The following is a 21339-nucleotide window of genomic DNA, read 5'->3' as shown; positions in this document are numbered from 1 at the left end:
TTTCGCTACAGTTGTCGTCACTTAGTCTGGCCACTGCTTTCAAGTGGCTGGTTTCGGCCCATGCCGGGCACACTGGGAGCGAGCTTGCTCGCGAAGGGGTCAGTGCAGCCCCTGAAACTCGAGCGTTCGGACGATTGTCTTCGCGAGCAAGCTCGCTCCCACAGGTATTGTATTCAAGTTCGCCGCCGCGCCATAGCACACAACTATTAGACATTACCGCCGATCTGCCCGATGATTTGCGGCGCTTTACAACCCCCATCAGGAGCACCCCGCCATGAGCAAGCCAAAACGGCCGAACAAGGCCAAATCGATCATCGCCCAGCCCTTGTTCCGCAGTCGTCAGGAACAACCTTCCAAGGGCAAAGGCAGCTACCGCCGCGAAGCCTTCCAGTCTAAAAGCTGGGAGGCTTCCTGCTTTATGGCAGCCTGATATCGAGCAACACCTGCGGGGCGCTTTCGACCGCTTAGCCGTGTTATGGTCTGCACCTAACGGTAATACCCTTGGACTCAAGCATGCCTTCTCGTTTTACCCATCGCCCGCAGCTGCGCCAACTCATCGCTGCCTCCAGCCTTATTGCCCTGGTAGCTTGCGCAGAAAAACCCACTGCTGCCGATGCCACGCCCCTTCAAACCAGTAAAGCGCAGACAAACGCTCCGGCCGTGGCCCCCACGCCAGCACTGGTCGTCGATGACACCCTCACGATTCAACCCGCCGTCAGTTTCAGCGAATGGCAAGCCGGTTTTCGTGCTCAGGCACTCAAGGCAGGCATCCGGGCGGACGTATTCGACCTGGCGTTTGCCGGTGTCACGCCCGACATGAGCGTGGTCAAAGCCGACCGCAGTCAGCCCGAGTTCAGCCGCCCGGTGTGGGAGTACCTGGACGGCGCCATCTCCGCGGTACGCGTGCGCAAGGGTCAGGCGTTGCTGTCGCAGTACGCTGATGATCTGCAGAAGATCGAGCAGCAGTACGGCGTGGATCGTCAGGCGTTGGTCGCGGTGTGGGGCATGGAGAGTAATTTCGGGAGCTTTCAGGGTTCGCAATCGGTGATTCGCTCACTGGCGACACTGGCCTATGAAGGCCGTCGTCCGGGGTTCGCGCAAAGCCAGTTGCTGGCCGCGCTGGAGATCATCCAGCATGGCGACATCACCCCGGACAAAATGCTCGGCTCGTGGGCCGGGGCAATGGGCCAGACCCAGTTCATCCCGACCACTTACAACACCCACGCCGTCGACTTTGACGGCGATGGCCGTCGCGACATCTGGAACACCCCGGCCGACGCCCTCGCCTCCACTGCGCACTACCTGCAAAGTTCCGGCTGGCAGCGTGGTCAGCCGTGGGGCTTTGAGGTGGTGCTCGGCTCCGGGTTTGACTACGCGCTGGCCGATTCGACAACCCGCAAGAGTCTTGCTGAATGGCAGCAACTGGGCCTCAAGCAACCCGACGGCTCGGCGATTCCGGTCGCGGCCAGCCAGCAGCAGGCGGTCTTGTTGTTGCCAGCGGGTTATCGCGGCCCGGCCTTTCTGGTGCTGGATAACTTCCGCGCGATTCTCAAGTACAACAATTCCACCTCCTATGCCTTGGCGATCAGTCTGCTTTCCGACCGTTTCAAGGGTGCAGGGTACGTGGTCGGCGCCTGGCCACGCGGAGACACGCCGCTGAGCCGCTCTGAGCGTATCGAGTTGCAAAGCCTGCTTTCGGCCCGCCAATACGACGCAGGCGCGCCAGACGGCATTATCGGCGCCAATACGCGCAAAGCAATCCGCAGCGCACAGCAATCCTTCGGCTGGCCGGCCGATGGCTATCCGACGCATGAGTTGCTGGAAGCCCTTCGCAAGCCTGCGGGGCAATAATCGGGAGGACGCAGAGCGTCCAGAACGGCATGCCAACGCGGAGCGTCGGCACGATAGTGTTCTTACGGGCGCCTATCGTTCCTCACGCTCCAGCGTGGGAATGCATTTCCGGACGCTCTGCGTCCAATCTCGACCAAAGATGCGGCGAAGTGTGTGACGCGGAGCGTCACGAACGGCATGCCAACGCGGAGCGTCGGCACGATAATCAACCGCAAAAAAGGGCCAGGTATCGCTACCTGGCCCTTCTTGTTTTGCGGCTCGCTGTCAGAGCATCGCTTTGGCGATCCTGGCTTGCTCGTCGGCGTGGTACGACGAGCGCACCAGCGGGCCTGAGGCGACGTTCTTGAAGCCCATCTTGTAACCTTCCTCGGCGAACCAGGCGAAGGTGTCCGGATGGACGAAACGCTGCACCGCCAAGTGGTTGCGCGATGGTTGCAGGTACTGGCCCAGGGTCAGCATGTCAATGTCGTGCTCGCGCATGCGCTTCATGACTTCGATGACTTCTTCGTCAGTCTCGCCAAGACCCAGCATCAGGCCGGATTTGGTCGGTACGTGCGGGACCATCTGCTTGAAGCGTTGCAACAGGGTCAACGACCACTGGTAATCCGAACCCGGACGCGCGGCCTTGTACAGACGCGGTACGGTTTCCAGGTTGTGGTTGAACACATCCGGCGGCTCGGCTGCGGTGATTTCCAGCGCTACGTCCATGCGCCCACGGTAATCGGGCACCAGTGTTTCGAGCTGGACGCCCGGCGACAGCAGGCGGATCTCGCGGATGCAGTCGGCAAAGTGCTGAGCACCGCCGTCACGCAGGTCATCACGGTCTACCGAGGTGATTACCACGTACTTCAAGCGCAAATCGGCAATCGCGATGGCGAGGCTCTTCGGCTCGTCGGCGTGGAGCGCCTTCGGACGGCCGTGGCCCACGTCGCAGAACGGGCAGCGACGGGTACAGATGTCGCCCATGATCATGAAGGTCGCGGTGCCGCCGGAGAAACATTCGCCCAGGTTGGGGCAGGATGCCTCTTCGCAGACGCTGTGCAGCTTGTGCTTGCGCAGCAGTTGCTTGATACGGTCGACTTCCGGAGAAACCGGGATGCGCACGCGAATCCAGTCAGGCTTCTTCGGCAGGTCTACCGTCGGAATGATCTTGACCGGGATGCGCGCAACCTTCTCCGCTCCGCGCAGCTTGACGCCGGCTTCGACTTTCGGACGGGCCACACGCTCGGAAACGTCAAGCGTCGGGATCAGGGTTTGCACGGTGTCAGTCATATTGGTTTATTCCGCCCGTAAGGGTCGCCTGCTCAGCGTAGTCGAGGTGTTTGACGAGCTGCGCACGCAGTCGGACACTAACCTCGGAAAATTCTATCTGCCCTGCCTGATCGCTCAGTTGGGTCATGGCCAGCCCGGCATAGCCGCAAGGGTTGATGCGGAGGAACGGCTCAAGGTCCATGTCGACGTTCAGCGCCAGGCCATGAAACGAACAGCCGTTGCGAATGCGCAGACCGAGCGAGGCGATTTTCGCGCCATCGACGTACACACCCGGCGCATCGGCCTTGGCCGCTGCCGTGACGCCATAATCGGCCAGCAATGCAATGAGCGTGTTCTCGATCCGGGTGACCAGATCGCGCACACCGAAGCCAAGGCGCCTGACATCCAGCATCAGGTAAGCGACCAGCTGGCCCGGGCCATGATAAGTCACTTGGCCGCCACGATCGACCTGTACGACAGGAATATTGCCCGGCAGCAGCAAATGCTCGGCCTTGCCGGACTGCCCCTGAGTGAAGACCGGCGGGTGCTGGACCAGCCAGACTTCATCGCCAGCTGCGCGGCTACGTCCATCGGTGAAGCGCTGCATGGCGTGCCAGGCGGTTTCGTAATCGATCAGACCCAGATCACGAAAGCCCAGAGCATTGGCCATCAGAGCACCATGTGCACAAAACCAGTAGCGCGAAGGGCACTATTGATATCGCGCAACTGGTCTTCGCTGGTCGCGATGATGTGCAACTGGACAGTGGTGTACTTGCCGTTGCTGCTCTGACGCTCGGCGAGCGTTTTAACATCGACCTCGGCGTGCTTTTCAAGCACTTCCATCACGGCGGCCGTAAAGCCCGCGCTGGTGTCACCGATCACCTTGATCGGGTAGTCAACGCAGGGGAATTCGATTTTGTGCGACTTGATGTCGGTATCAGTCATGGCAGTAAAGGTCTCACAAGCCGTGACGACGGACACGCGGCCCGCTCAGATCATGAGCAGGCCGCGAGAAGGTCGGCATTGGTTACTGGATCAGTTGAACAAGCCGTAGAAGAACAGGCGGATGCTATCCCACACGCGGCGGAAAATGCCACCTTCCTCGACTGCATCAAGGGCAATCAGATTAGCAGTGTGAACCACCTGATCGTCCTTCTTGACCTCGACCTTGCCGATCACGTCGCCTTTGGCGATTGGCGCAACCAGTTGCGGATTCATGGTCATGCTGGCGGACAGCTTTTTCATGTCGCCTTTGGGCATGGTCATGCTCAGATCTTCAGCCAGACCGGCCTTGACCTGGCGCTCGGTGCCTTTCCAGACAGTTGCCTGAGCCAGCTCGGTGCCCTTCTGATAGAAGTTCTGGGTTTCGAAGAAACGGAAGCCATAGGTCAGCAGCTTCTGGGTTTCCGCCGCACGAGCCTGTTCGCTGTTGGTGCCGAACACCACGGCAATCAGACGCATGCCGTCACGCACAGCCGAAGACACCATGCAGTAGCCGGCTTCGTCGGTGTGACCGGTTTTCAGACCGTCAACGGTCTTGTCGCGCCACAGCAGCAGGTTGCGGTTAGGCTGTTTGATGCCGTTCCAGAAGAACTCTTTCTGCGAGTAGATCGCATAGTGAGCCGGGTCTTCGTGGATGATGGCACGGGCCAGAATCGCCATGTCATGCGCCGACGAGTAGTGCTCCGGGTTCGGCAGACCGGTCGGGTTCATGAAGTGGCTGTTGGTCATGCCCAGGTCGCCGGCGGTCTTGTTCATCATGTCGGCAAATGCATCTTCGCTGCCGGCAATGTGTTCAGAGATCGCGACGCTGGCATCGTTACCCGACTGGATGATGATGCCATGCAGCAGATCGCTGACCGTGACCTGGCTGCCGACCTTGATGAACATCCGCGAACCGCCTGTGCGCCAGGCGTTTTCACTGATGGTCACCGGATCGTTTTCGCCGATCTGGCCGCGACGGATTTCCAGGGTCGCGATGTAGGCAGTCATCAGCTTGGTCAGGCTGGCAGGCGCCAGACGCTGATCACCGTTGTTCTCGACCAGAACGTTGCCGCTGGTAGCGTCCATCAGCACGTAGGACTTGGCGGCCAGTTGCGGTGCAGCAGGCGTCATCTGCTCTGCAGCCCAGGCAGCCGGGGTGATAATCAGTGGAACAAGCAGGCACAAACGTTTTGCAAAGGTGGTGATGTTCATCCGTCTCTCGAGAATCCTAATGGGCAAACATGCCCTTGCGGGCAAAACTGAACAGACCGGCGAGGCAAAAGCGCCTCGGTACGGCTCGTGGGGCCAGGCTGTAACCCTGGCTGACAAAGTCGCCTGTTCGACACACGACCTTGTGGGCAGTTACCTGCAACGCTTGCCCTGCTGGCAAAGCTGCGCCGCCTGCGACTGCATCTCGCCCTCCATTGTTGCCGGAGGGCGACTGTCGAAAAACTTACTGATCCGATGTCACTACGCTTGGCTGGCCCAGATTGGCCGACCTGACGCTGTTTTGCAGTTGCTGGGCTTCACCCGGCGTGTCGATCGGTCCCATCCGGACCCGATAGAGCGTTTGCTGATTGCGAGCTATCGAGCTGACGAACACCGGCGCTCGAACCATCCCGCTCAGTTTCGACCTCAGGAGCTCCGCAGCGTCCGGGTTGGCGAAGGCTCCCACCTGGAGAAACAGCCCAGCGGCTTGTCCTGAAGCGTTTTTTTTTGCGTCAACCTGCAACGGCACGACAGGTGCAGCGTGCTGCTGGGGTGGCGGCGTGTATTGCTCTACGGTGCCGGTGGAGGTCGACAGCGCTGGCGGTGTTGCCTGGGCCATCACTTGCGGCTGATTGAGCATCAGCGGCGCCGGACGGCCACGTTGCGCCCACCATTCCTGAGGGTCGATACCTTCGACCTTGACCCGCGCAGTGCCACTTTCGGCGTAACCGAGCTTTTTGGCGGCGGCGTAGGACAGGTCGATGATGCGGTCCGAATAGAACGGCCCACGGTCGTTGACCCGCAGAATCACCGTGCGGTTATTGTCCAGGTTGGTCACTTTGACGTAGCTGGGCAGCGGCAGGGTCTTGTGCGCGGCACTCATGCCGTACAGGTCATACACCTCGCCATTGGCGGTGTTCTGGCCATGAAACTTGGTGCCATACCAGGAGGCGGTGCCCGAAGCGACGTAGCGCTTGGAATCGCTCATGGGGAAATAGGTCTTGCCCAACACGGTGTACGGGTTGGCCTTGTAGGCCCCGGTGTGCAGGGTCGGCGTGGCATCGGGGATGCGCGAAACATCCACGTCCCACCACGGCGCGCCGTCTTTGTGGGCACGGTTGATGTCCAGGCCCGGCATGGTGCGTACGACTGCACCGCCTTTTGGCGACTGTGACGACGTTGTGCGTGACGGCGACGAGCAACTGGCGACCAGCACTGCCAGGCCGGTCAACGCCAGAAGCTTGAATGTTTGAAGAATCGGCGATGCCCGCATTAGTTGACGCCTCGAGCTTGAACCAACGATTCAGACAGCTGATACACGGCCATGGCGTACATCACACTGCGGTTATAACGGGTGATTGCATAAAAATTGTTCAAACCCAGCCAGTATTCGGGACCATTGTCGCCTTCAAGACGGAATGCCGTCACCGGCATGTCGTCGCGCAGCGCATCATGACTTGCCCAACCCAGCTGTCGCAACTCCCCGACCGACATTACCGGATCAAGTGCAGGGCTCAACCCTTCATCAACCCGGTCGCCACGCGCCGTTGCGCGGCTGACAACCTGCTGACCGGCCACCCAGCCATGACGCTTGAAATAGCTGGCCACGCTGCCGATGGCATCGTCCGGGTCGGTCCAGATGTTGATGTGGCCGTCGCCGTCGAAGTCCACCGCATAAGCGCGGAAACTGCTCGGCATGAATTGCGGCAGGCCCATTGCGCCGGCATACGAGCCTTTGAGGGTCAGCGGATCGACCTGCTGCTCGCGGGCCAGCAGCAGGAACTCGCGCAATTCCTTGCGGAAGAACGGGGCACGCGGCGGGTAATCGAAACCGAGCGTCGACAAGGCGTCGATCACCCGGTAATTACCGGTGTTGCGGCCGAAAAAGGTTTCGACGCCAATGATCGAAACAATGATCTGCGCCGGTACGCCATATTCCTGCTCGGCACGGGCCAACGCAGCCTCGTGCTGACGCCAGAAGTCGACACCGCGGGCTATGCGCGTGTCGGTGATGAACATGGGCCGATACTCTTTCCACTGCTTGACCCGTTCAGCCGGGCGCGAAATGGCATCGAGAATGGCCTGCTTACGCTCGACCTCACGAAACAGGCCCATCAACTGCTCGCCGGCAAAACCGTAGTCGCGGGTCAGTTCACCGACGAACTCGGCCACCTGGGGCGAACCTTCGTAATCGCCGGCCAGTGCCTCTTGCACCGATCCAAGGATGCCCACCAGGCCGACCACCGGAGCATATCGAGCCCAGTTACGCATTGCTTGCATTGAATAGTTCACCTTAATCAAACTTGAGCGATCCATTTACGGTGTGTATGGATCGACATCAAAACCCCAAACGCTGACAGTAGGGTCACGAGCGAAGTTCCGCCGTAGCTAATGAAGGGCAGTGGCACGCCCACCACTGGCAGCAGGCCACTGACCATACCGATGTTGACGAAAACGTAAACAAAAAACGTCATGGTCAACGCCCCGGCCAGCAATTTGCCGAACAGTGTCTGCGCTTGCGCAGTGATGACCAGCCCGCGACCGATCAGCAACATATAGATGATCAGCAGCGCACAGATGCCCACCAGTCCGAACTCCTCGCCCAGCACGGCAATGATGAAGTCGGTGTGGCTTTCCGGCAGAAAGTCCAGGTGCGACTGGGTGCCCAGCAACCAGCCCTTGCCGAATACGCCGCCGGAGCCGATGGCCGCCTTGGACTGGATGATGTTCCAGCCGGTGCCCAGCGGATCGCTTTCCGGGTCGAGAAACGTCAGTACGCGCTGTTTCTGGTAGTCGTGCATGAAGAAGAACCACATGGCCACCGCCGCAGGTACGGCGGCCGCCAGCACACTGAGAATCCAGCGCCAGCGCAGGCCCGCCATGAACAGCACAAAGGCGCCGGACGCCAGAATCAGCAGGGATGTGCCGAGGTCGGGCTGGCGCACGATCAGAATGAACGGCACACCAATAAGCGCCAGACTGACCCCGACATGCTTGAGGTGCGGCGGCAGCGTGCGTTTGGACAGATACCAGGCAATGGTCGCCGGCATGATGATCTTGAGAAACTCCGAGGGCTGAAAGCGGATCACGCCGGGAATATTGATCCAGCGGGTCGCGCCCATCGCGTTATGGCCCATCACGTCAACGACCACCAGCAACAGCACGCCGACCACATAAAGCACCGGCACCCAGCGCGCCATGAAACGGGGCTCCAGTTGGGCAATCACCACCATCGCTACCAGACCGATGCCGAACGAACTGGCCTGTTTGATCAGCAGGTCCCAGTTCTTGCCGCTGGCCGAATACAGGACGAACAGGCTGCCCGCCGCCAGGGTCAGCAACAGGATCAGCAACGGGCCATCGATATGGATACGCTGCAGAATCGTGGCGCGGCGGCGCATCACGTCTTCGCTGGACAGGATGCGGTCGAAATTACTCTTCACGGGCCGCAGCCTCCAGATACAGGGAACCAGCGTACTCAGGCTTGAGATGGCCGTTTTCGTCGAGCAGCCAGGCGTCCAGGACCTGACGAACTACCGGTGCAGCCACGCCGGAGCCGGACTCGCCGTTCTCGACCATGACTGCCACAACGATTTTCGGATTGTCGGCCGGCGCAAAACCAACGAACAAAGCGTGGTCGCGGTGACGTTCCTGCACCTTGGTGCGGTCGTATTTCTCGCCTTGCTTGATGGCAACGACTTGCGCCGTACCGCTCTTGCCGGCAATCCGGTATTGCGCACCGATGGCAGCCTTGCGCGCCGTACCGCGCGCGCCGTGCATCACTTCCTGCATGCCGTGGTTGACCCGCCCCCAGTTGGCCGGATCACGCAGCACGATGTTCGGCATCGGGTTTTCGTCCACAGGCGCCTTGCCCTCGATGGTTCTGGCCAGATGCGGACGGTTCCAGACACCCTTGTTGGCCACCAGCGCGGTCGCCTGGGCCAGTTGCAACGGAGTCGCCTGCATGTAGCCCTGACCGATCCCGAGAATCAGCGTTTCGCCCGGGAACCAAGCCTGACGGCGCGTGGCGCGTTTCCATTCACGGGACGGCATCAGGCCGGGAGATTCTTCGAACATGTCCAGCGACACCTTCTGCCCGATGCCAAACTTGTTCATGTAAGTGGCAAGCCGATCAATGCCCACTTTGTGTGCCAAATCGTAGAAGTACGTGTCATTTGAACGCATGATCGCCGTATCCAGATCCACCCAGCCGTCGCCGGTACGGTTCCAGTTGCGGTACTTGTGATCGTAATTGGGCAGTTGGTAATACCCAGGATCGAAGACCCGCGAGCCAGGCGTCACAGCGCCAGAGTCCAGCCCGGCAATCGCCACGGCAGGCTTGATGGTCGAACCGGGCGGGTAAAGGCCGCGCAAAATGCGGTTGAACAGCGGCCGGTCGATGGAGTCGCGCAGCTCTGCGTAGGCCTTGAAGCTGATACCGGTCACGAACAGGTTCGGATCGAAGCTGGGCGCACTGACCATCGCCAGCACTTCGCCGGTGGACGGGTCCAGCGCCACCACCGCGCCACGACGCCCGCCCAGTGCCGCTTCGGCGGCTTCCTGAAGATTGATGTCCAGGCTCAGGACGATGTCCTTGCCGGGGATCGGGTCAGTGCGTTTAAGCACGCGCAGCACGCGGCCACGAGCGTTGGTTTCGACCTCTTCGTAGCCGACCTGACCATGCAGTTCGGCTTCGTAGAAGCGCTCGATGCCGGTCTTGCCGATATGGTGCGTGCCGCTGTAATTGATCGGGTCGAGGCTCTTGAGCTCTTTTTCGTTGATCCGCCCCATGTAGCCCACCGAGTGCGCAAAATGCGGCCCCTGCGGGTAGTGGCGTACCAGTTGCGCCACCACTTCGACGCCCGGCAGGCGGAACTGGTTGACGGCGATCAGGGCGATTTGCTCTTCGCTCAGCTCGAACAGGATCGGCACCGGCTCGAACGGCCGACGCCCCTGCTTCATGCGTTTTTCGAAAATGATCCGGTCGTCAGGGGTGAGCTGCAGGATCTCGACGATGGTGTCGAGCACGCTGGACCATTCGCCGGAACGCTCGCGGGTCATGCTGAGGCTGAAGCTGGGCCGGTTATCCGCCACCACAACGCCGTTGCGGTCGTAGATCAGGCCACGGCTGGGCGGAATGGGCTGAACGTGAACGCGATTGTTCTCCGACAGCGTGGAGTGATAGTCGTACTGGATGACCTGCAGGTAATACAGACGGGCAATCAGTACGCACACCAGCAACACGACCGCCACAGCACCGAACACGACCCTGCCGCGCACCAGACGTGCGTCTTTTTCGTGGTCTTTTAGGCGGATCGGTTGAGACATTTAGGCCGTGTTCACAATAAAGACGATGCTACTTGTGATAAGGGTGCCCGGACAGAACTGTCCAGGCGCGATACATCTGCTCGCCGATCAGAATGCGTACCAGCGGGTGCGGCAAGGTCAGCGGCGACAGCGACCAGCGCTGCTCACTGCGGGCACAGACCTCCGGTGCCAGCCCTTCGGGACCGCCTACCATCAGGTTGACCGTGCGCGCATCAAGGCGCCAGCGATCGAGTTCGACCGCCAACTGCTCAGTGCTCCACGGTTTGCCCTGCACTTCCAGCGTGACAATCCGCTCACCCGGCTGCACTTTGGCCAGCATCGCTTCGCCTTCCTGACGGATAAAGCGCGCGACATCGGCGTTCTTGCCACGGGTATTGAGCGGGATTTCCACCAGTTCAAGCGCAAGCTCGGAAGGCATCCGCTTGGCGTACTCGTGCCAACCTTCTTTCACCCACTTGGGCATGCGTGAACCCACAGCGATCAGACGCAAACGCACATCAAAGCCTTATTCGTTGCCTGGCGTGTGGTGCGCAGCGCTAGGTGCGCGGCTTTGCTCCGCGCCCAGCCACAAACGTTCCAGATCGTACATCTGGCGTGTAGCGGCCATCATCACATGAACGATCACATCGCCCAGATCCAGCAGTACCCACTCGCTATCACCCTTGCCTTCTTCGCTCAGGGATTTCAGGCCGGCAGCCTTAACCTTGTCGCGAACATTATCGACCAGTGCGTTCAGCTGGCGGGTGGAAGTACCGGTGCAGATCAGCATGTAATCTGCAATGCTGGTCTTGTCACGCACGTCGATGGTCAGGATATCGCTACCTTTGACTTCTTCGAGGGCAGCAATTGCGATCTTGATGACTTCTTCACTGCTCATTTTTTGCTTTGTCATATAAAACTCATTCAGCTCGTATGTGTGGGACCGCGCAAACGCTTATCGATAAAAGCAGTTTCAGGGCGACCCATCAGTGTTCGGCGCACGGTAAAGCCCGTGCACATCGATATAGGCCAGTACCGCGTCTGGCACCAGAAAACGTACCGACTTACCGCTGGCCAGCAGTTGACGGATCTGGGTGGCAGACACCGATAAAGGCGTCTGCCAGACGAATGTAATCTGTCCACCCGGCCCTTTCAGGGCCTTTGGGTCGCTGACCGCGCGTGCCGCCAGCAGGTTGCGCATGGCATCCGGCGACTCGCTGTCTGCGTCCGGGCGTTGCAGCACCACAATATGGCAGTGCTCCAGCAGTTCTTCCCACCGATGCCAGGTTGGCAGCCCGCAAAAGGCATCCCAACCCAGCAACAGAAACAACTGGTCCCGAGGCGCCAGTTCGGCGCGCATCGATTCCAGTGTGTCGAGGGTGTACGACGGTTTGTCCCGTTTCAGTTCACGGTCATCCACCGTCAAGGGCGACACGCCTGCAACCGCACTCCTGACCATCGCCAGACGGTCCTGGGCCGTCACACTCGGCATGTCACGATGCGGGGGCCTGGCGCTGGGCGTCAGGCGCAACTCATCGAGTTCCAGCAGTTCGGCCACTTCAAGCGCACCGCGCAAGTGGCCGATATGAACCGGGTCGAACGTGCCCCCAAGCATGCCAATACGTCTGGGCAGCGTGGTCATGGGGTTGTTCAAGTCAGGCGTGTCCGCGCAATTGGCCATCACCGATCACGATGTACTTCTCGCAGGTCAGCCCTTCCAGCCCGACGGGACCACGGGCGTGCAGCTTATCAGTAGAAATGCCGATCTCGGCACCCAATCCGTATTCGAAGCCGTCAGCGAAGCTCGTCGGGGCATTGACCATGACCGAACTGGAATCGACCTCGGCCATGAACCGGCGAATCTGGCTCTGGTGATCGGACACGATGGCATCGCTGTGATGCGAGCCGTAATGATTGATGTGCTCGATGGCTTCGTCCAGCCCGGACACGACACGAATGGAGAGGATCGCCGCCAGGTACTCGGTGTGCCAGTCGTCTTCGGTGGCCGGGATAACGTCGATCAGCTCGCGGGTGCGCTCACAACCGCGCAACTCGACGCCCTTCTCGCGAAACTGCGCCGCCATTGCCAGCAGAAAATCGGCCGCGATGGCCTGATCGACCAGCAGGGTTTCCATCGCACCACAGATACCGTAACGGTACGTCTTGGCGTTGAAGGCAATCTTTTGCGCCTTGGGCAGATCGGCATGGGCACTGACGTAAACGTGGCAGATGCCATCCAGATGCTTGATAACCGGCACACGGGCGTCACGGCTGACCCGCTCGATCAGGCCCTTGCCGCCACGCGGAACGATGACGTCCACGTATTCGGGCATGGTGATCAGCGCGCCAACTGCTGCACGGTCGGTGGTCTCGACCACCTGCACCACCGCAGCGGGCAGACCTGCTTCGGCCAGACCGCGCTCGATGCAGGCGGCGATCGCGCGATTGGAATGAATGGCTTCGGAGCCGCCGCGCAGAATGGTCGCATTGCCGGACTTCAGGCACAGGCTGGCGGCATCGATGGTTACATTCGGACGTGACTCGTAGATGATTCCCACAACACCCAGCGGTACACGCATTTTGCCGACCTGAATACCCGATGGTCGATAACTCATGTCGCGGATGGCACCGACCGGGTCTGCCAGCGCTGCAACCTGACGCAACCCGACGATCATGCTGTCGATGCGTGCGGGGGTCAGGGCCAGTCGTTCCAGCATTGCCGGCTCAAGGCCGTTGGCCTGACCGTTGGCCAGGTCCAGTGCATTGGCGGCAGACAACTCGTCGCGGGCTTCGTCGAGAGCGGCGGCAGTGGCCTGCAGGGCGCGGTTCTTCTGCGCGGTGCTGGCACGACCAATCACTCGCGAGGCTTCACGGGCGGCGCGACCCAGGCGGGTCATGTAGTCAAGAACGGACTCAGTCATGGTCTCAGAGGTCTTGGCGGAGAGGAAAGCGGCCGATTATAGCTGTCGTGGGGCACGAACGACAGCGCAGACAGGCGGATGGTCGATATCAGTGCGCAGATTTATTGCGCAGACCGATGCCCATCCCCCTCAGCCCTCATCGTTATACACAAGTCCGCTTTTGATTCTGGCCGAAGGCCGTAGGAGCGGACTTGTCCGCGAAAGGGCCGTGACATCCGCAGGAGATGTATCGCCCGAAATAAAGCTTTCGCGAACAAGTTCGCTCCACGCCCGGCGGGCAGAAGCCTGAACGCCCCCATTTTCCGGGCTCCTCAGGACTTGTGTATCACGATGAGCGCTCAGCCTGCGCGCCCTCTCGACCAGCGTCGCAGGGAGACGCACGCACAAAGCGCTCGCACGGGTTAACCGCTTTGTCATGCCTCAGTCACGTTCAGAAACAACAAAGCCCTTAATCCAGACACATTCAGCTGCAATTAAAGTTGCGCTTGTTATTATCGGGCACCTTCTCAACGTAACCGTCTGACTATGCCTGCGGCCCTTCAAGATCATTTCTTTCAGCGTGATGCCCAAGTGCTCGCCCGCGACCTGCTGGGCAAGGTCATCCGCCACAAAGTGGGTGAACGGTGGCTGGCCGCCCGCATCATCGAAACCGAAGCGTATTACTGCGCCGAAAAAGGCAGCCATGCCTCGCTGGGCTACACGGAAAAGCGCAAGGCGCTGTTCCTCGACGGCGGGCACATCTATATGTACTACGCGCGTGGCGGCGATTCGCTGAATTTCAGCGCCGAGGGGCCGGGCAACGCGGTGCTGATCAAATCGGCGTTTCCGTGGACCGACGCCACCAGCGATGAAAATGCGTTGGCGCAGATGCAACTGAACAACCCCGATGCCAGTGGCGCAATTCGCCCGCCGCAGCGGCTTTGTGCCGGCCAGACGCTGCTGTGCAAGGCACTTGGCCTGAAAGTGCCCGCATGGGACGCCAAGCGCTTCGATCCGCAACGGCTGCTGGTCGAAGACGTCGGCCAGACGCCCGAGCGCGTTATCCAGACCACCCGGCTGGGCATACCCAGCGGCCGCGACGAACACCTCATGTATCGCTTTGTGGACGCCGGCTACGCGCGCTTCTGCACACGGAACCCTCTCAGGCGCGGTCAGGTCGAAGGCCGCGACTACTTATTTCTCGATCAAGGAAACTGACCCATGGGCGACCTGCTCAATGGCATGACCGGCTGGCTGACGGCGAACCCTTCCTGGGTGGCTGTCGCGATCTTTTTAGTCGCCTTCACCGAATGCGTCGCGATTGTCGGGATCGTTGTGCCGGGCACGGTGATCATGTTCGCCATTGCCGCTCTGGCGGGCAGCGGCATTCTGCCGTTGAGCGAAGTGCTGTTACTGGGCTTTCTGGGTGGGCTGCTGGGGGACGCAGTGTCTTATTTCATCGGCAGGCGCTTCCATCAGAATATCCGCCAGCTGCCAGGCCTGCGCACGCACCCGGAATGGATGGCCGGCGCCGAGAGCTATTTCCATCGCTATGGCATTGCCAGCCTGCTGGTGGGGCGCTTCATCGGCCCGTTGCGACCAATGCTACCGATGATTGCCGGCATGTGCGACATGCCGCTGCCGCGCTTTATCGCCGTCAGCGTGCTCGCCGCCGCTGGCTGGTCGATTGCCTACCTGATGCCGGGCTGGGCAGCGGGCGCAGCCATTCGCCTGCCGTTGCCGGAGGGCTTCTGGCCAGAGGCGGCAGTGGTCGGCACCGGGCTGGCGGTGCTGTTCGGGCTGAGCATTCAAAGCAGCGTGCGCCAGAAACGCTACGCAACCAAGCTGATTTCCGTGCTCAGCCTGACGCTGGTCGCCGCGCTGTTCATCGGCTGGCCTTACCTGGCTGACTTCGACAACGGCCTGATGACGCTGATCCAGGAACACCGCAGCGAAGCAGCGCAGAACATCGTGCTGTTTGTCACCAGCATTGGCGACTTCAAGGCCCAGTTGCTCGCGGCCTCCCTGCTGATCATCGTCCTGGCGGTTGCCAAACAGTGGCGCCACGCGACCTTCGCCCTGGCTGCCACGCTGGGCACCGCTGTCGCCAACGGCCTTCTGAAAACCTTCTTCGCCCGCGCCCGCCCGGACGTGCTGGTCGACCCCTTGACCACCTACAGCATGCCCAGCGGGCACAGCTCCGCAGCCTTTGCGCTGTTCATGACGCTTGCCGTGCTGGCCGGGCGTGGCCAGCCGGTGCGCCTGCGCCTGAGCTGGATGTTGCTGTGTGGCATTCCGGCCCTGGCGATTGCCTTGTCGAGGGTTTACCTGGGTGTCCACTGGCCAACCGACGTGCTGGCCGGGATGCTGCTGGCGTTCTGCGTCTGCGCCGCCAGCCTGGCGTTCATTCAGCGCAAGGAATCCCTGCCAGCCATGTCGGTGCGTGTCTGGTGGCTGATCGTCCCGGCGATGACCGCGCTGCTCGGTATCTTTGCGGTGCGCGCCCTGTCGCATGCAGTGCTGCGCTATCAGTACTGATCAGCACATCTGATCGCACCCGCTCAAACGGGTGCGACACTTCGCAAATCTGGCACCTTGCCATTGCTCTTTCGACGCGTTGACTACACTGCCTTTTAACAGGTGAGTGAGCGACGGCGTTGTCGAAGGAGTGCTGATGTCCGCCCTGAATCGTTACACGGCAACGCCCGCTCGGCAGCGCGGCGCAATCGGCCTGATCGCGGCGCTGACGCTGGGGCTGGCGCTGCTGTGTGCGCTGGTCGTGGTCGACAGTGGCAGGCTGTATCTTGAGAAACGCTCGCTGCAGCGTATTGCGGATATCGCCGCGCTGGAGGCTGCAGGACGCAAAGGAGCGTGCAGCGGTGCGGCCAGCGCGCCCGACTTTGCCAACCAGAGTGCAATCCGTAACGGCTTTACCCCGAACACCGATGGCCGAACCCTGGTGACTCGTTGCGGGACGCTCACGGTGGGCGCATTGAGCCAGCGCGTGTTCGTCGCCGATTCCACCCAGGCGCTGGCCATCCAGGTGGTCGCCTCTCATCCGGTGCCGCGCAGCATTGCCGCAGGCATTGGTGCTGCGTTCGACAAATCACCCTCGCCTACCAACGTCACGCTCAGCGCCACAGCCGTTGCCGCCAGCGCCGCACCTCTGGCGGCACTGACCATCCGCAGTGCAACCGTGACGGTGGACAGCACCCGGGCCGCCATTCTGAACCCGGTCATTGGCAGCCTGCTCGGCGGGTCACTCAACCTCAGCGTTGCGAACTGGCAGGGCCTCGCCAGCACTGACCTCAGCCTGCTCAGCTACCTGAACCGGCTCAAGACCGACCTCAACCTGACAGCGGTCGGCTACAGCGATGTGCTCAACACCTCGGTTTCGGTCAGTCAGTTGATTCAGAGTGCCATCAATGTGCTCGACCCCGGCGCGGCGCTAGGCGGCACGGCAACCATTGCAGGCTTGCAGGCGCTAAAGGTCGCAGCAGGCTCGACGACCGTGTTGCTGGGCGACCTGCTGTCGATACAGGGCAGTTCGGACATCGCCGCACTGAACACCAATCTGTGCCTGCTCGACCTGGTTCAGGGCCTCGCACAGTTGGCCAATGACAAGACCGGCATCTCCACGGCTGCGCAAATCAACGTAGGCACCCTGGCGCAGGTCACGACGCGCATTCAGGTCGTCGAGCCACCTCAGTTGTCGGCCATCGGTGACCCGAGCGAGATCGACCCGCTCAACCCCAAAACCGGTGCCAACCGGATCTACGTGCGCACGGCACAGATGCGCGCGCTGGTGTCGATCAACCTGCCGGTGCTGGGCACTATCACATCATTGGCCAATACCGCAGGCTCGGTGGTCGGCAGCCTGACGCCGATCCTCAATAATGCATTGAGTCTGAATATTGCCGGCCTGGTGACGTCGGCTACCTGCGCCGTAGGGCTGAACAGCTGCCTGATCACTGATTTCAAGTTTCTGACCTCCGGCACATCCACCAGCGCCGGCCCCCGAATCGACCTGAGCCTGTCGCTGGCCAGCGCCGACACCTATGTCACCGGCTTCACCTGCACCAGCAATACCAATAAAACCCTCAGCGTCAAAACCGATGCGGCACTGCTCAGCGCCAAGGTCGGCTTGATCAATGACGGTTTTCCAGCCAGCACGGATGCCACGGCGATAACCACCACACCGCTTCCCGTACTTGATATCGGTACCATGACCTGTCAGAAAATATTGGGATTGCTGGGCAACTGCACCGCCCGCACCCTATTCGGCGGCGGCGGCATCGGCCTCACTTTCGACACGGTCAGCCAGTCACCAGTGGGCAGCTCGACGGTCGTCAGTACAACCTTCAGCTCGCCCAACCTGCCTGAAATCAACAGCGCGCCATACTTTCTGACCGGCGTTGCAGACACAAAGCCCAGTACTCTGCTCAACGGCACGGTTTCCAGCGTGAAGGTGAATGTCTACAAACCCGCGACCAGCAACGTGTTGGGCAATGTCATCACTGGAACGGCAGCAACACTGAACAGCCTGACGATTGCACTCGACGCCATCGTCGAAAATACGCTCACAAACTTGCTATCATCGGTCGTGGACCCGCTGTTCGAGTCGCTCGGCCTGAACCTGGGAGCCGTGGATGTCGGTGCCAACCTGAGCTGCAACATCGGTCAGGCAATGCTGATCATCTAGCCTTCGTTGAAAATCGGCAGCTCGATGCGAAAGCGTGCGCCCTCGCCCACGTTGCTGACACTGATCTGGCCGCCCATCTGATCGACGATGCCGTAACTGACCGACAGGCCCAGCCCGGTGCCGACTCCAACGGGCTTGGTGGTGAAAAACGGCTCGAAAATGCGCTCCAGCAAACGTGGGTCAATACCGCCGCCGTTGTCCTGAACCACCAGCCGGATAATATTTTCATCCCGCTCGGCTTCGACACTGATCCACGGCTCGAACTCACGGTCTTTTTCACGCCGCGACAGCAAGGCATCCCGGGCATTGACCATCAGGTTGATCAGCACTTGCTCCAGCTGATCGACATGCCCACGCACCCGCACCGCCTCAATCATGCTCCCGACGCGAAGCTGCACGCCCTTGCCTTTCATGCCCTCGGCCAGCATCGAAAGAGTGCCCTCAACGGCCTGAGCCGGATCGAACAGCTGCTCTTCGACCTCGGAACGCCGACCGAACACCCGCATGTGGTCAACCACACGGGCAGCGCGTTGCACCTGCGTGTCGATACGAGTGAGTTTTTCAGTGAGGTAGTCGATATCCACATCGCCCCTGCTCAGGCGCTTCAAGACGTTGACCACCGCCATGCGCATGACGTTGAGCGGCTGATTGATCTCGTGAGCCAGGCCGGTGGACATTTCGCCGAGCGTGGCCATCTTGGCGCTCTGATTCAACTGCATCATCGAGCGGCGCACGTCGGTGTTGTCGCGGCCCACGGCCTGCACCTCGACCAGCGTGCCGTGCTCATCGAAAATGCCCCGGTCGGCCCACACCCAACAGGCGTATTCACGGCCGGGCAACTCGATGCAGATTTCTTCGGTGCTCAACGGCGCCTCAGGCGTCAGCAGGCCGATGCGCCGAATGAACGCTTCGCGCTGCTCATCCGAGAGCCAGTCGCCGAGATTGATCCCGGTCAGTTGCTCCGGGGTGCATTCCATGTAGTTGGCCAGCGGCCGGTTGCCAAAACTGAGCACCAGATCAGGCGAATAGCGACAGATCATCGCTGGAGAGTCTTCAACCAGAATGCGATAGCGCTCTTCGCTCTGGCGCACTTGCTCGGCCGCCAGTGTGGCTTCGGTAACGTCCAGCCATAAACCGACTGCCTCCACTGGCATGCCGAGGTCATCGCGCAACAGCCGGGCCTCGTCCAGTAGCCAGTGATAGTTGCCGCCCTTGTCGCGCAACCGGTATCGCCGACTGACCACGCCTTCACGCAGCAACTGCCGGTTGCGCTCGAACCAGATGTCGCGGTCTTCGGGGTGGATGTATTCCGCCAGTTGCCCCTCAATGCAGTCGGCCAGCGTCCAGCCCAGCAAAGGCGTGAGGCTGTCACTGAAAAAAGTCGGCTCCAGGTTGCCTTGATCGTAACGCTGCACGTAGATCACCGCCGGCGAGCTGGCAATCAGGTTATCCAGCCGGGCGTGGGCGGCAGCCGCCTCGGTTTCCTGGTTTTTGATATCGCTGACGTCGAGCATGAAACCCAGCACGCGCTTCACCTGCCCGCTGATCAGCGCCTGGCCCTGAATACGAAACCAGAGGGTTTCCTGCGCGGGGTCATTCTGCACAAGGCGCACGCAGAGCAGCAATGGCGTGCCTTTGTCACGCAACTGGGCGAGACGGCTGGACAGCTCCTGGCGGTCCGCCGGATGAATCATTGCCAGCCAGTCCTGACGAGACAGGCTCTCGACCCTGTCGGCCAGGCGCAGACTGCGCGCCAGTTGCGGAGCCAGCAGGATCTCGTCGCTGGCGGGCATCAGCTCCCACCACCCGGTGCCGAGCAGCCCTTGAAGCACGGCCAGCCGCTCGACATGGTGACGGTTGTGCTGCTCGGACAAGCGAAACAGCACCGGACCTGCCAGTGCCGAACAGAGGTTCAGCCACTCACGCTCACCGAGGTCGGGTGTCTGCTGTCGCGGGTCATAGAAGCCGAACATCAGCCAGGCTTTGGGAACGTTGTCACGACTGTGCGGGATCAGAAAACCATCCGCGTTGGCGAACACACTCTGCAACGGCCCTTGATCGACGCCGCTGCCAAACCTCAACTGATGGGTGACATTGGCATCGAAACTGTCCAGCGCCGTACCCAGTCGCTGTCCGACCTGCCACAACTCCGGTGCCGTATGCGCACTGTACTGGCAGTAAACACGCCAGCCGACGCCGCTGACCTCCGGCAACACCAGCGCCACACAAGGAATGCGCCACAGCTGCGCCAGCTCTTCCAGCTGTTCGGCCACCACCGCCGTCAACCGTTCCACGTTGCACACACGCACACGCTCGGCCATCTGCCCGGCGAACCGCAAGCACTGCTGGCGACTGCGAGCGGCGCTGGCCTCTTCCATCAGGTCGCTGATATCCAGCAGTTGCAGCAGCCAGCCCTTGCCGTGCGCCTGCACCCAGCCGCGGGCGTGCAAGGTGTGCGCGTCGGCACTCTTGAAGTCCAGATCAAGCATGTGCCCGATCCAGTCATGTGGCACACCCTCAACAACCAGCGCGCTGTTGGGCAGCAGCAGGTTCATCAGGCGCAGGGCAGCAAACATCGGCGCAGCCATGCCCAGTCGCGCAAGCAATTGCGGGCTGATGCTCTGTATCCGCCCTTCTTCATCGAGCAGCAGATAAAGGTCGACCCCAATCGGATCGAGCTCGTTGGACACAGGTAAGGTCTGCGGCGAAGGCGGCGCTTCACCGCGTCCCAGCCACCGGCTCAGGCGATTCTTTTCATGGGACAAGTTGCAGGCTCGCTTGGGCAGTCAGGTTGGTCGGCAAACGCGGGATCTCACCAATGCCGGGCAGGGTCAGCAGAGGCAATACCTGGGTCAGTCGGGTCTTGGGATACTGGATGGTGACAGTCAGCACACCTGCCGTGTAAGTCACACTGGTATAACTTGCACTGAAACCCAACGCAGGCGGCATCCATGACAACTGGCTCATGACGACACTCTGCGCCTGACGGGTCAACAGAGTGTTGTAGTTCGTAACCGTTGGGCTAAGAGCGACACTTCGACGCACTGCTTCACTGGCCGCCGCATTGAATGACTGGGCGGTTTCAGAGGCTGAGTGCAACACCCGGCTATTGAGTTAGGGATGGACTCTCATGAT

18 protein-coding genes and 1 pseudogene are annotated in these 21339 nt (G+C 60.9%); 5 read left to right on the top strand and 14 right to left on the bottom strand.

What is annotated here, in order from left to right; all coding sequences use genetic code 11:
* The first annotated feature begins 274 nt into the window (after positions 1-274).
* Together arfA and DW49_RS0105450 are read left to right on the top strand one after the other, a co-directional pair.
* Positions 275-430, top strand: coding sequence for an alternative ribosome rescue factor ArfA (arfA, locus tag DW49_RS0105455; RefSeq protein ID WP_003376569.1), 156 nt, complete (start codon positions 275-277; stop codon positions 428-430).
* Between the two features lie 83 nt (positions 431-513).
* The gene (locus DW49_RS0105450; RefSeq protein ID WP_005620661.1) at positions 514-1851 is read left to right on the top strand and encodes a lytic murein transglycosylase; all 1338 of its coding nucleotides are present in this window, start codon (positions 514-516) and stop codon (positions 1849-1851) included.
* A gap of 264 nt (positions 1852-2115) precedes the next feature.
* On the opposite strand, the gene lipA is transcribed toward DW49_RS0105450, so the two are convergent.
* From lipA to DW49_RS0105390, 12 genes are all read right to left on the bottom strand, one after another.
* Positions 2116-3123, bottom strand: coding sequence for a lipoyl synthase (gene lipA, locus DW49_RS0105445; protein ID WP_005620662.1), 1008 nt, complete (start codon positions 3121-3123; stop codon positions 2116-2118).
* A complete protein-coding gene (gene lipB, locus DW49_RS0105440) occupies positions 3116-3772 on the bottom strand; it encodes a lipoyl(octanoyl) transferase LipB (RefSeq protein ID WP_005620663.1) in 657 nt (218 codons plus the stop codon). Before lipB ends, lipA begins: the two co-directional genes overlap by 8 nt.
* Entirely contained in the window at positions 3772-4047 is a 276-nt protein-coding gene (locus DW49_RS0105435; RefSeq protein WP_005620664.1) for a DUF493 domain-containing protein, read from the bottom strand. Before DW49_RS0105435 ends, lipB begins: the two co-directional genes overlap by 1 nt.
* Positions 4048-4137: 90 nt before the next feature.
* Positions 4138-5298 carry a D-alanyl-D-alanine carboxypeptidase family protein gene (locus DW49_RS0105430; RefSeq protein ID WP_003376558.1) on the bottom strand — a complete coding sequence of 387 codons (1161 nt, stop codon included), beginning with the start codon at positions 5296-5298 and terminating at the stop codon, positions 4138-4140.
* A gap of 241 nt (positions 5299-5539) precedes the next feature.
* Positions 5540-6568 carry a septal ring lytic transglycosylase RlpA family protein gene (locus DW49_RS0105425; protein ID WP_003376554.1) on the bottom strand — a complete coding sequence of 343 codons (1029 nt, stop codon included), beginning with the start codon at positions 6566-6568 and terminating at the stop codon, positions 5540-5542.
* Positions 6568-7575 (bottom strand): lytic murein transglycosylase B, encoded by a 1008-nt coding sequence (gene mltB / locus DW49_RS0105420; RefSeq protein ID WP_005620666.1) that lies wholly within the window; start codon positions 7573-7575, stop codon positions 6568-6570. The genes DW49_RS0105425 and mltB overlap by 1 nt, the downstream gene beginning before the upstream one ends.
* A gap of 17 nt (positions 7576-7592) precedes the next feature.
* Positions 7593-8696: a rod shape-determining protein RodA gene (gene rodA, locus DW49_RS0105415; protein ID WP_003376550.1), complete on the bottom strand. Its 1104-nt coding sequence runs from the start codon at positions 8694-8696 to the stop codon at positions 7593-7595.
* A gap of 31 nt (positions 8697-8727) precedes the next feature.
* Positions 8728-10623 carry a penicillin-binding protein 2 gene (gene mrdA / locus DW49_RS0105410; RefSeq protein ID WP_005620668.1) on the bottom strand — a complete coding sequence of 632 codons (1896 nt, stop codon included), beginning with the start codon at positions 10621-10623 and terminating at the stop codon, positions 8728-8730.
* A 28-nt stretch (positions 10624-10651) separates the two neighbouring features.
* The gene (gene rlmH / locus DW49_RS0105405) at positions 10652-11119 is read right to left on the bottom strand and encodes a 23S rRNA (pseudouridine(1915)-N(3))-methyltransferase RlmH (protein ID WP_005620669.1); all 468 of its coding nucleotides are present in this window, start codon (positions 11117-11119) and stop codon (positions 10652-10654) included.
* Between the two features lie 9 nt (positions 11120-11128).
* Positions 11129-11515, bottom strand: coding sequence for a ribosome silencing factor (gene rsfS, locus DW49_RS0105400; protein WP_005620670.1), 387 nt, complete (start codon positions 11513-11515; stop codon positions 11129-11131).
* Positions 11516-11575: 60 nt separating this feature from the next.
* Positions 11576-12235, bottom strand: a complete 660-nt coding sequence (nadD, locus tag DW49_RS0105395; RefSeq protein WP_161458274.1) for a nicotinate-nucleotide adenylyltransferase — start codon at positions 12233-12235, stop codon at positions 11576-11578.
* Positions 12236-12257: 22 nt separating this feature from the next.
* On the bottom strand, positions 12258-13523 hold the full coding sequence (locus DW49_RS0105390) for a glutamate-5-semialdehyde dehydrogenase (protein ID WP_005620672.1): 1266 nt from the start codon (positions 13521-13523) through the stop codon (positions 12258-12260).
* A gap of 525 nt (positions 13524-14048) precedes the next feature.
* Here DW49_RS0105390 and DW49_RS0105385 point away from each other — a divergent pair.
* From DW49_RS0105385 to DW49_RS0105375, 3 genes are all read left to right on the top strand, one after another.
* The gene (locus DW49_RS0105385) at positions 14049-14720 is read left to right on the top strand and encodes a DNA-3-methyladenine glycosylase (protein ID WP_005620673.1); all 672 of its coding nucleotides are present in this window, start codon (positions 14049-14051) and stop codon (positions 14718-14720) included.
* Positions 14721-14723: 3 nt separating this feature from the next.
* Positions 14724-16040 carry a bifunctional DedA family/phosphatase PAP2 family protein gene (locus DW49_RS0105380; RefSeq protein WP_003376535.1) on the top strand — a complete coding sequence of 439 codons (1317 nt, stop codon included), beginning with the start codon at positions 14724-14726 and terminating at the stop codon, positions 16038-16040.
* Between the two features lie 136 nt (positions 16041-16176).
* Entirely contained in the window at positions 16177-18204 is a 2028-nt protein-coding gene (locus DW49_RS0105375; RefSeq protein ID WP_005620674.1) for a pilus assembly protein TadG-related protein, read from the top strand.
* On the opposite strand, the gene DW49_RS0105370 is transcribed toward DW49_RS0105375, so the two are convergent.
* Positions 18201-20969, bottom strand: a complete 2769-nt coding sequence (locus DW49_RS0105370) for a PAS domain-containing sensor histidine kinase (protein ID WP_005620675.1) — start codon at positions 20967-20969, stop codon at positions 18201-18203. The two genes, DW49_RS0105375 and DW49_RS0105370, sit on opposite strands and share 4 nt — an antisense overlap.
* A pseudogene (locus DW49_RS0105365) lies at positions 20959-21279 on the bottom strand (pilus assembly protein); the annotation flags it as partial. The gene DW49_RS0105370 and the pseudogene DW49_RS0105365, both read right to left, overlap by 11 nt.
* Between the last annotated feature and the right edge of the window lie 60 nt (positions 21280-21339).

The organism is Pseudomonas avellanae BPIC 631 (assembly GCF_000444135.1).
GTDB lineage: Bacteria > Pseudomonadota > Gammaproteobacteria > Pseudomonadales > Pseudomonadaceae > Aquipseudomonas > Aquipseudomonas avellanae.
Note: the sequence above shows the minus strand (reverse complement) of the source record. Positions and strands in the feature narration are given on the sequence as shown.